This is a genomic window from Nitrospira sp. BLG_2 (genome assembly GCF_049222245.1).
The window spans coordinates 1-6,599 of the sequence record NZ_JBLYIG010000276.1; the positions used below are offsets into that span (position 1 = coordinate 1).

7 protein-coding genes are annotated in these 6,599 nt (G+C 54.3%); 4 read left to right on the forward strand and 3 right to left on the reverse strand.

Annotation, left to right across the window (positions count from 1 at the left end):
• Positions 1 to 859 (forward strand): two-component system response regulator (locus ACOSYY_RS07590; protein WP_421661662.1); only part of this gene is annotated, 859 nt, incomplete at its 5' end.
• 33 nt (positions 860 to 892) lie between these two features.
• Here ACOSYY_RS07590 and ACOSYY_RS07595 read toward each other — a convergent pair.
• Positions 893 to 1,684, reverse strand: a complete 792-nt coding sequence (locus ACOSYY_RS07595; protein WP_421661663.1) for a right-handed parallel beta-helix repeat-containing protein — start codon at positions 1,682 to 1,684, stop codon at positions 893 to 895.
• Between the two features lie 229 nt (positions 1,685 to 1,913).
• Between ACOSYY_RS07595 and ybgF the strand changes: the two genes are divergently transcribed.
• Both ybgF and ACOSYY_RS07605 read left to right on the forward strand, forming a co-directional pair.
• Complete coding sequence (gene ybgF / locus ACOSYY_RS07600; RefSeq protein WP_421661664.1) at positions 1,914 to 2,405, forward strand: tol-pal system protein YbgF; 492 nt, start codon at positions 1,914 to 1,916, stop codon at positions 2,403 to 2,405.
• A gap of 562 nt (positions 2,406 to 2,967) precedes the next feature.
• Positions 2,968 to 3,672 (forward strand): hypothetical protein, encoded by a 705-nt coding sequence (locus ACOSYY_RS07605; RefSeq protein ID WP_421661665.1) that lies wholly within the window; start codon positions 2,968 to 2,970, stop codon positions 3,670 to 3,672.
• A 393-nt stretch (positions 3,673 to 4,065) separates the two neighbouring features.
• On the opposite strand, the gene ACOSYY_RS07610 is transcribed toward ACOSYY_RS07605, so the two are convergent.
• Together ACOSYY_RS07610 and ACOSYY_RS07615 are read right to left on the reverse strand one after the other, a co-directional pair.
• Positions 4,066 to 4,572: a DUF2726 domain-containing protein gene (locus ACOSYY_RS07610; RefSeq protein ID WP_421661666.1), complete on the reverse strand. Its 507-nt coding sequence runs from the start codon at positions 4,570 to 4,572 to the stop codon at positions 4,066 to 4,068.
• Positions 4,569 to 5,768 (reverse strand): anhydro-N-acetylmuramic acid kinase, encoded by a 1,200-nt coding sequence (locus ACOSYY_RS07615; RefSeq protein WP_421661667.1) that lies wholly within the window; start codon positions 5,766 to 5,768, stop codon positions 4,569 to 4,571. The genes ACOSYY_RS07610 and ACOSYY_RS07615 overlap by 4 nt, the downstream gene beginning before the upstream one ends.
• Before the next feature lie 160 nt (positions 5,769 to 5,928).
• Here ACOSYY_RS07615 and ACOSYY_RS07620 point away from each other — a divergent pair.
• On the forward strand, positions 5,929 to 6,599 hold a 671-nt coding region (locus ACOSYY_RS07620; RefSeq protein ID WP_421661668.1), incomplete at its 3' end, for a metal ABC transporter substrate-binding protein.

Below are 6,599 nucleotides of genomic sequence, written 5' to 3' on the forward strand. Positions count from 1 at the left end.
GGAATGGGGCGCGGAAGAATTCGATGTCACCCATGTGACTCGCTTGAGCGATGCCTTTGCACGCCTGGCCCGCGCACGTTTTGATGCCGTCCTCTTGGATCTCTCACTCCCGGACGGTTATGGACTTTCGACCGTGCGTCAAATGCAAGCCGCGAATCCGACGGTTGCCATCATCGTGCTCAGCGGGCTCAGTGACCAGACGCTCGCGCTACAGGCTGTCCAGAACGGAGCACAGGACTATCTCGTCAAGGGAGAGGGTCCATCGGAGCTATTGGCCCGCTCAATCCGCTATGCCATAGAACGCAAACGGGCCGAAGAGCGGCTGACCTACCTGGCCCAATACGATCAGCTGACGGGCCTTGTGAACCGCACCTTGTTTCGTGATCGCCTTATCCAAGCCATGGCGCGGAGTAAACGGCTTCAACTGCCCCTTGGTCTCATGCTGCTCGACTTGGATCAATTCAAGCCGGTGAACGATACCATGGGTCACGATGTCGGCGACCAACTTTTGAAGGCCGTCGCTGAACGACTTCAGGAGTGTGTGCGCGAAGTGGACACGGTCGCCCGCATGGGAGGAGATGAGTTCACGATTATCCTTGAAGGCCTGACGTGCGAAGAAGATATCACGCTTGTCGCGCAACGGATCACCACGTCATTGGCCGAGCCATTCCACCTTGGAGAGCATAGGCCGTTGATCGGAGTCAGTATCGGTATTACCGTCTACCCGACCGATGATCATGAAGTCGATGAGCTCTTGAGGCATGCCGATGCCGCAATGTATCGGGCCAAACAGCGAGGGGGCAGCTCATTTCAGTTTCACATTCCCGATGATTCCCCGTCTTCCACCTGCCTGAGTTAACGATCATCCACCTCCGGCGACATCAGGCCGTTCTCATCGACCGATCTGAGCAAGCGGTTGATCGGAGATCGAGTACGGACCGATAGGATTCGGTTCGAGTCGATTCATCGCAGGAAGCGCCGATGGCTCCGGGTTGGGATGCGAATCGGGTGTCATGAGGACACCCCAGTGCTGATTGTTGCGACAGACGTTATCGATAATCAACCCTTCGGCGTGCTGGAACAGTAGAATGCCGCTCAGCATGTTTTCTTCACACAGATTCCGCACCAGTTCCGGGCGACTGCCCGGATCCCGGACGGCGATGCCGAAATGGTGATTCTCAACGCAACGATTATCGGCCACCCGCGGTTGAGCCCCGGCAAACACGAAGATGCCCGACTCCCGATTACGACACACTTCGTTGTCGGTGAATGCGACACGACATTCCGGCCCATACAACACGACTCCCGACAAGATTCCTTCCATCGCTCGGCACTGCGTGATGATGCACGTGGAGTTGAGTATGTTGAGAGCCGAATGTTGATCGCTGCCGACATAGCGGAACGTGATGCCGGTAATCCATCCCTCCGGTACTTCTTGCAGATAGAGCGGTCCGCCACGACGGCAGAAGACCTGGACCCTATCTCGTCCGGCACCGACAAGCCGCACAGGCCGTTGAGTGACGACCAGCTTATCCTCATAGATCCCGGGACGGACATAGACTTGGTCCGATTCACCGGCATCCTTCAGCGCTGCACTTGGTGTCGGATAACTGTGCCGATCGGCTCGGTCGACAACCAATGTTCTTCCGCCCAAGGGGTTGGCCGGAACGGCCTCTTCACTCACGATATTCTCCTCGCGAGAAGGTTATTGTTGGATTCGCAGATTAATGGATTCGAACCACTTTGTACAAACCTGTGTCCTCATCTACACGCCTCTTCAAAATATGCAAACCGACGACATCTGTCATTGAGCAAAATTCTGTTTTTGCAGGGTTTCTTGTTCATGAATGATCGGAACTCTGGCATACCGATTGCGTAAGTACCTCGGCTGCCACTTGAGAAGGAGGCTCGTTATGCTCCGCAAATGTATCGGAATGTTCATGCTTCTATTTATTTTCTTCTCGATTGGCCATGCCTTGGCCGCCCCCACGCAACGACAGGATACAACCCGCCGATTATACGATCGCGTCATGGATGAATTTAAGCACCGAGACTATGAGGCGGCTATGGCAGGGTTCCGGCTCTTCATCGAGCTGCATAGCCAATCCGCCTTAGCGGCCAATGCGCAATATTGGATCGGTGAATGCCAATATCGTATGCGGCGATATCGAGACGCGCTCAAGTCCTTCTATGAAGTTGTGTCCAATTACCCGCTGAGCCCTAAATTGGCGGCTTCCACGCTGAAGCTCGGCCAGACGTACACGAAACTGGGTGATCACGAAAAGGCACGACTGATGTTCGACCGTGTTGTGGATCAATACCCGGATAGCCCGGAAGCAGAAGTCGCTCGCAAAGCCGTGGAGGCGATCCCAAATCCAGAAGACTCGGCGAATCAATCGCCGTAGGAGACATTCTGTTTTGATGAAAGAGGATTGGCTCTCTCTACGGGCAATGGCGTGGTGACCACTAACACCCTTGCCGACCCACCCATCTAACCAGGCTGTGATAGACCCCGTAAATGAGAGGTACGAAATGAGAGGGCGCTATCAACCCATTCCCATCAAAAGATTAATGGAAGGTATGGCTCGGACGAATAACGGTAATCTCGTGTGGAGAGTGTTGAGTAATCTGTTAACCGGGGAACGACGCGCGAATAAATACAGAAGGAGGAGCCGAAGGCCTTGTGAGGCCAGTTACCTAAAGAACGTAATCCTTCTGCTCTCTGTGGCATGCATTTCAATTACTCTGAGCGGGTGTACGTTTTCCGCCAAGCTTCACTATCGACCAATTGCCAAAAGTAGTTTGGGTAGCGCACGCCAGGGGTATTCCGATCATCAAATCGATGAAAGAACCTATCTGGTCACATTTCAGGGGCAATTAGGGAATCCTGCAAAATATTGGGCAGACGTCGAGGATGTGAAGTGGATTAAGATTGCTCAGTAATATACGCTCTATCGAGCCGCAGAATTGGCAAAATCTAAAGGGGCTCAATATTTCATTGCTCTGCACAAGGATGATTGGAATCTCATACGTGTAGACCCGTTTTCAGGGAAGTATGGACCATATCCTATTTTTGAGCCGGGTGCCGGAATTGTGATGAGAATGTTGCATGAGCTACCGTCCTCGATTGAACGCAACGATGATCGTGTCCTGGATGTAGATACGCTTTTGCAGAACCGTATAGAAAAGAATAGCGGAATGGTTGAGTATTCGAAAAATGTCTCACAGAAAGCATTGCTTCAGAATGGAAACGATGGATTCCACCGTTGGCGATCATCGGTGAATAGGTACGGCTCTGCTCCTATCCCCGTATCTAGACATAAGAATATATTCGGAGAATACATCAAACCCGAACCAGGTACTAAGATAGCCCAACAAACTGTACCTGGTCAGTTTGAGCTTGTTATATGGGATGACAGGCTCATTTCTCCTCTTCGATTTTTATCAGAGAGCATAAAACTTGCCGATCAAGAGGGTTACGAAGCGTTCAAACTTGCGAATTGGACAGCTGAGGAATACTGCGCAGCTCGAAGGCCGGAATGTGGGAAAGTCTGGTTTCGAACAAAGGCTACTCTTATCCTTCAACATCGGAAAGAGCCGGATAGTCTCGATCCAGTATTCGTTGTCGATGAAATTCGGCTGAATGTTCTGAGCGCCTCCGCTAAGTTTTGAGCATTGGTAGTCATCAATCGGGCTTTCATGTGCATCGCTGTTCTATTGCCACGAGAGCCCATCTCACACTGGGATTCCTCACATCATCACTCTAGAATTGAATTCATCGTTCACACATCTTCGTGAGCAGTAAGGGGCACAGCATGAGATAGCTGCGAACGGTGAATTAGATTACCCACCTGAAGAGTTGGGGTAGCGGAGGTATATTAGGATGGTGGCGACAATAGGGCACGAGGATGTGGCCCAGCCAAGCACTTGCGCACCAATCGGGGTGAGGCTGGAGGGCACCAAGTGTTCCTGGTGAACGACAAGGGATGCGTGACGATCCTATTACTATCTTTATCAAAATCCTACTGCCGTCCTGGTGCCCCACCTGCCAAACTGCCTTCGCCGTTATTCCTCTTCGGCTAATCCCAGCCGAGCGGTGAGATCGGGCAGCGAATAGCTTTTATTTAGCGGCAACTTCGTCAGCTTGATTCCCGCCGCGACGAGCACCGACTCGATGATGTACTGCCGTTCTGCCTGATGAGGCTGCGAAGATTCGTGTTCGATCTGCACGACCTGCTCGACGCGGCACGACCCGGGATGGACCAAGACAAAATCGACCCGTTTGAGCGCGATCCGGCGCAAAATCTCGGCACGCACCTTTGCTTCCGCTTCGATCTCGACGAAGGACCATAACGGCACCTGACTAAACACGAGATAGCGTTCTTGGACGGCCATTTGCAGGAGGCTAAACAACGCGATCTCATCTTTTTCGAGCAATGGGATAGAGCCGATGGAAACGCCTGACGGAATGGCGAACGGCGATGCCTGCTTCTTTCTTCGACGTGTCCTCCGCACATAGCGCCAAAGTATGACGATCACTGCGATGACTGCACCGACCAGAAGAAGTCTCATTTTTTTTTGCTTCTGCCTTTGCACGGTCGCAGCCGCTCATACCATCGGGGGCCGCTTGGAACGATGCACCCCAATAGCCTTGGAGATGCCGCTCCCGTCACCGATGGGACGTTCCCGCACTGTTCCATCACCGTCTGATACGCCAGGACGGCAAACGCCACCGATTCCAGCGCCTTACTGTCCCAACCGTGGGACTCAAATGGCGTGACCGGCACGGGAGCAAAGATCTCCGTTAACGATCCCATGATCGCTCGGTTCCTGACGCCGCCTCCACCCACGATCACGTCATCGATTCCCTCTTTGATCCACCGCCTTGCCGTACCGACCGCTTCGGCAGTCCAGCGGCTACAGGTTGCCAGAAGATCTTCGACCGATAACCGCCGTGTTTGCGGCCAGCTGAGTAATTCATCCAGCATCTTCGCGCCGAACGTCTCACGCCCCGTCGATTTTGGAGGCGCCTGAGAAAGATACGGATGCGCGAGAAGTTTGGCGAGTAATCTTGAATCGACCCGGCCTTTGACGGCCAAACGTCCCTCGCGGTCCATCGAAGCCCGGCCATTCGTGGCGCGGGACATGATCCCATCAAGCACCATATTTGCCGGCCCCGTGTCGAATGCGACAAGGTCCTCAGAGCCTGATCCGCGGGGAAGATAGGTGACGTTGCTGATACCGCCGAGATTCACGATGAGTCTGGCGCGGCGTACATGTCGAAACAGCAGCGCATGGACTCCCGGCGTAAGCGGCGCGCCTTGTCCACCGGCCGCAATGTCGCGCGGACGAAAATCGGCCACGGTAGTAATCCCGGTGCGCTCGGCAATCACGGCCGGCTCAGCGATTTGCAATGTAGAACGTATGGCGCCGACACGTGTATCTCTGACGCCATACGGCAGATGGTGCACCGTTTGGCCGTGAGATCCGATCAGATCCACGTTCTCAGGGGACAACTGAGCCGACCGAATGACTCCCAAGGCGGCGTCCGCGAACCATTCGCCCAACAGCGCGTTCAGGTGGCAGATATCCGCCACCGTTCCGGAAACCGATGCCGAGAGAATTCGTTGCTGCAACGAACGAGGATAAGGAAGTGAATGGAACGCCGCCATTTCGACGTGGAGACCGGCTTTTCGACGGACAATGGTGACCAGCGCCGCGTCGACTCCGTCCGCCGAAGTTCCTGACATCAATCCGACAACATTCATCTCCGCCTTCCTTTCACCATCCGCACGAATGCCGAGTGGTGTGCTACGCTAATCGAACTTTTGTGCATGGTCAAGGAGCGAATGGACAGGGCCTATTGAAGTGGGAACGTCTTCATGGTGTCGTTGACACCGTAAGACGCGGATGGTACCGTCCCCGCCGATGTTTCCGGTCACTTACGTGCGGAAGTTGCCCGTCTTTTCTCTACTGGCCGTGCTGGCCGGCATCTTACCCTCCTTTGGCGCCATTACGGAGGCTCGCGACCCGATTCCAGTCGTGGCAACAATTCCCGTCCTGAAGGACTTGACGGAACAGGTCGGCGGCCCCCATGTACGAGTCACCTCGTTGTTGAGCGGCTACGAAAACGAGCACACTTATTCACCCAAGCCCACCGACCTGATCGCAGTCCGGAAGGCCAGGCTCTTGGTGGAGATCGGACTGGGGCTTGAGGTGTGGGTTTCTTCGCTGGTGAAGAACGCGGGAGGCCGATCGTTACGGGTGATCACGACTTCCCAAGGAGTCGAGGTGATAGGCGACGATGCTGATGCCCATGAAGCGACACATCACGAAGGAAAAGCCGGCAATCCCCATATCTGGCTGGACCCTGAGAATGTCGCCATCATGCTGGGCCACATCACCGAAGCCCTCATCGACGTCGATCCCGGTCATACGGCTGAATTTCGAACAAACCAAGCGGCCTACCTTCAACGGCTAGGTCAATTGCAAAACGAACTGTCCTCGCGCACTCAGCGACTCTCCGACCGGCGTTTCATCGCCCACCATCCGGCTTGGCCCTATTTGGCGAAGCGATTCAGCCTCGACATTGTCGGCAC